General features: G+C 68.2%; 4 protein-coding genes. All 4 read right to left on the bottom strand.

Annotated features, from left to right (window positions below; genetic code table 11):
- The coding region (locus AC1DU6_RS23815) for a glycoside hydrolase family 18 protein (RefSeq protein ID WP_477860078.1) at positions 1–674 on the bottom strand (674 nt) is incomplete at its 3' end.
- The gene (locus AC1DU6_RS23820) at positions 671–1,561 is read right to left on the bottom strand and encodes a glycoside hydrolase family 16 protein (RefSeq protein ID WP_477860080.1); all 891 of its coding nucleotides are present in this window, start codon (positions 1,559–1,561) and stop codon (positions 671–673) included. The genes AC1DU6_RS23820 and AC1DU6_RS23815, both read right to left, overlap by 4 nt.
- The gene (locus tag AC1DU6_RS23825; protein ID WP_477860082.1) at positions 1,510–2,766 is read right to left on the bottom strand and encodes an MFS transporter; all 1,257 of its coding nucleotides are present in this window, start codon (positions 2,764–2,766) and stop codon (positions 1,510–1,512) included. Before AC1DU6_RS23825 ends, AC1DU6_RS23820 begins: the two co-directional genes overlap by 52 nt.
- 20 nt (positions 2,767–2,786) lie before the next feature.
- A partial coding sequence (locus tag AC1DU6_RS23830) for a glycoside hydrolase family 3 N-terminal domain-containing protein (protein WP_477860084.1) occupies positions 2,787–3,549 on the bottom strand: 763 nt, incomplete at its 5' end.

The raw sequence follows: 3,549 nt of genomic DNA on the forward strand, positions 1-3,549 counted from the left end.
GTCATCATGAAGACCAGGTCCAGCGACGGCGCCGCGCGGCCCATCGCCATGCGAGCCAACTGCTCCTTGGTCGTGGCAATCGCGGTGGTCAGCGCGTAGCGCTTGCCGACATCGCGACCCAGGGCATCCAGCCCCACGCGCAAATCCTGCATCAGCAGCACGTAGTTCTCGGCATCGGCCGGGCTGCCCAGTGGCACGCCGTTGACCGAGCCGTTGGAACCGGGATGCTCCCAGTCGATGTCCAGGCCGTCGAAGCCCGGGTGGGCACGCAGCCAGTCCACCGAGGACTTGACGAAAGCCGCGCGGCCCTGGGCTGTCGCGGCCAGGTGGAAGAAGGGATCGGAGCCGCCCCAGCCTCCCACCGATGCCAGCACCTGCACCTTGGGGTCGCGGACCTTCAGGCGCTGGAAGGCGGCGGAGAAGATGTCCTGGTCGGCATGCGGTGCGATGCTGAAATTGGGCTTGCCGGCACAGGCTGTGGCCTCCTTGGCGCGCTCTCCTTCGCCACAAATCAGCAGGAAGGCATAGAGCAGGTGCGTGACGCGGCCGGGCTGCAGTTGCTCGACGACGTCGACGCCGCGTTCGGCCAGGATGTAGGTGCCGACGACGGGCTTCGTTTGCGCCTGCGCAAGGGAGGCAGCCAGCGCCAGGGCGGCGATCAGGGTCTTCTTCATAGATTGCATTCGCTCGTCAGGCCGGCATCCGGCACGGTATCGCGGCGGGTCACGCCCTCTTTGCGCAATTGCGCGGCACGGGTCTGCATCGCGGTGGAGCTCAGCGTCTTGCCGGCCTCGTGCAGCACCCAGTCGACCTCAAATTCGTAGTCGCGCGGCGCACCCGCCGTCGCACCGTCGGAAATCCAATGATTGAAGCTGATCGCCATCGGCTTGGCGGGCACATTGCGGCCGGTGTGCTCGCCCATCAATCTGCCGTTGACGTAGTGGCGTGTGCGTGTGGCCTCGACCTGCACGGTCAGCACTTGCCAGCCGTCGAAGGAGCCCTGCACGATGGCGGCCTGGTTGAAGGACTCCCAGGGGTCGATGCGCACCGTGTGCCAGCTGACGCCGTAGAGCCGCGTCTCCGGCTCGCCCCAGCCGCCATGCGGCAGGTATTCGAAGTCGACCTCGCTGAAGTCGGGGTCGTAGTCGTGCTTGAGCGGCCCGGCCAGGAAGAAGCTCTGGACGATGGGGTCGCGTGAGCCCGCCGTGTCGCGAAAGCGCACACGCGCCGTCGTCGTGCCAACCAGGAACTTGCGAGCCGCGCAGAGCTGGGCCAGCGAGGTGTTGGCCGGCGTGCCGTCCGTTGACATCTTCAGCTTGAGCAGTCCGCCGTCCAGCGAGAGCTGCGTGGCGGCGAAGCGTGCACCCGGCAGGCCCGGGTGGCCGGTGCCCTCGCGCAGCACCCAGCCGCTCTGGCGGAGCGCGGCCAGGCTCGTCTGCGAGAAGTCGTCGAAGAACTCGCCAGCGGCGAATGCAGGAGCCGCGGCAACCAGCAACAGCGCCGCGGCCTTCATGCCGGCACGGCCTCGGCCGGCGCGGCCTTGCGCGGCATCGGCACCCACAGCAGCAGCAGCAATGCCGGCAGGCCACAGCCAATCGTCCAGGCGAAGAACTGCTGGTAGCCCATCGCGATCTGGATGTCGCCGCTGATGGACTTGGCGAAGATGAAGCCCAGCTGCATGACGCCCGAACCGAGCGCATAGTGGGCCGTCTGGAAGCGGCCCGGGGCCACGGCCTGCATGATGTACAGGATCATGCCGACGAAGCCGAAGCCATAGCCGAACATCTCCACGCCCACGGCGGCGGCGATGTGCGGCATATCGGCCGGCAGCTGGCTGGCGAGGTAATAGAAGGTGATGTTGGGCACACTCATGGCCACCAGCAGCAGCGGCATCGCGCGCTGCAGGCTGAGCTTGCTGGTGACCCAGCCACCCAGCACGGACCCGACGAGGAACGCACCCGTGCCCACCCAGCCGTAGACGTCGGCCACCTGGCCGGTCGTCAGGCCGAGCCCCCCCTTGTCGCGCGCTTCCAGCAGGAAGAGCGGGCCAATGGTCTGCACCTGGCCTTCGGCGAAGCGGAACATGACGATGAAGAGCAYGGCGCGCCAGATGCCCGGCTTCTGGAAGAAGTCGACGACAACCTCCTTCAGCATTGCGGCCACACCCGAGGCCGTCAGTTCGCTGTGCTCGGTGCTCAGCGTGCCGGGCAGGAAGCGGGCGTTGTAGGTGGCCAGCACGGCCACCAGGCCGGCCAGCGCCAGGAAGACGGTGGACCAGGCGTTGGCTGCACCCATCGTGCCTTCCAGATGGCCCGCCAGCTTCAGGATGACGCCGGTGATGAAGAAGCGCGCGCCGTTGAAGAAGGCGCCCTGCCAGCCGGCATAGGCGGCCTGGCGCTTCTCGTCGAGCGAGGCCATGTAGAGGCCGTCGCAGGCGATGTCATGCGTGGCCGACGCATAGGCGATCAGGAAAAGCACGACGATGGCCGCGCCGAACCAGTGCGGCAGGTGCAGCGCCAGCGCCATCAGCCCCAGGCCCACGGCGCCGACGTACTGCGCCACGACGACGATCAGCTTCTTGCTGCGCGCGAGTTCCAGGAACGGGCTCCACAGCGGCTTGATGGCCCACGCCAGGCCGAGCACGGCCGTCCAGCGGGCGATCTGGTCGTTCTCGACCCCCAGGTTCTTGAACATCAGGCCCGCGATGAGCATGACGACGAAGAACTGCATGCCCTGCACGAAGTACAGGGTGGGCACCCACCTCATTGGAGTCCGAGCCTGTTCCATCACTGCAGTCCCTGCGGCGCGCGGCCGGTGGCTAGGGCTCGGCCTTCCAGCCAGGCCTTGAGGCCGGCCAGCGCGCCAGGCGCAAAGCCCCAGCTCAGCACGGTCGGGCCGGCGACATCCAGGCTCTGGTAGGGATTCCACAGCGACAGGTGCAGGTCGGGCCGCCACTCGCTCGCGGCCAAGCCGTAGCGGGCGCGGCGCGTAGAGACCAGCACATTGACACGCCCGTCCTTGGGCACGGTGCGCCAGTCGAGCTGGGCGATGTCGTCGACCATCTGGACCTGGGCGTCGCTGAAGGACTCGAACAGGGCCACGGCTTGTCGGCCAGTGGGGCCGGCCTCGGAGACCATGTCGGTCGGCACATCGCCCTGCACGATGACGCGGATGGGTGCATCCAAAGCCGGCGGCCTGGCACCGCGCAGTGCGGTCAGGCCCGCGGCCCAGGCTTCGGCCATCAACGCATGGTCGGCGGCGCGGGCAGCGCTGTCGTCCACGGCACGGGCCGGGTAGGCGGCGGCGAGGCGGTCGAGGCGGCGATTGGCCGTCTCGCCCTGCTCGGGCGTCAATCGGCCGCTGTTGAAGGCATCGCGTAGCGCATGGATCGCCACGAGCTGCTCGGGCGGCGAGCCCTGGGCCAGCACCATGTCGGCGCCGGCCTCGATGGCCATGACGGCGGACCTCGCATAGCCGAAGCGCTCGGCCACGGCCTTCATCATCAGCGCATCGGTGATGACGACGCCGTCATAGCCCCAGTCCTGGCGC

This window comes from Roseateles sp. P5_B10, assembly GCF_056400485.1.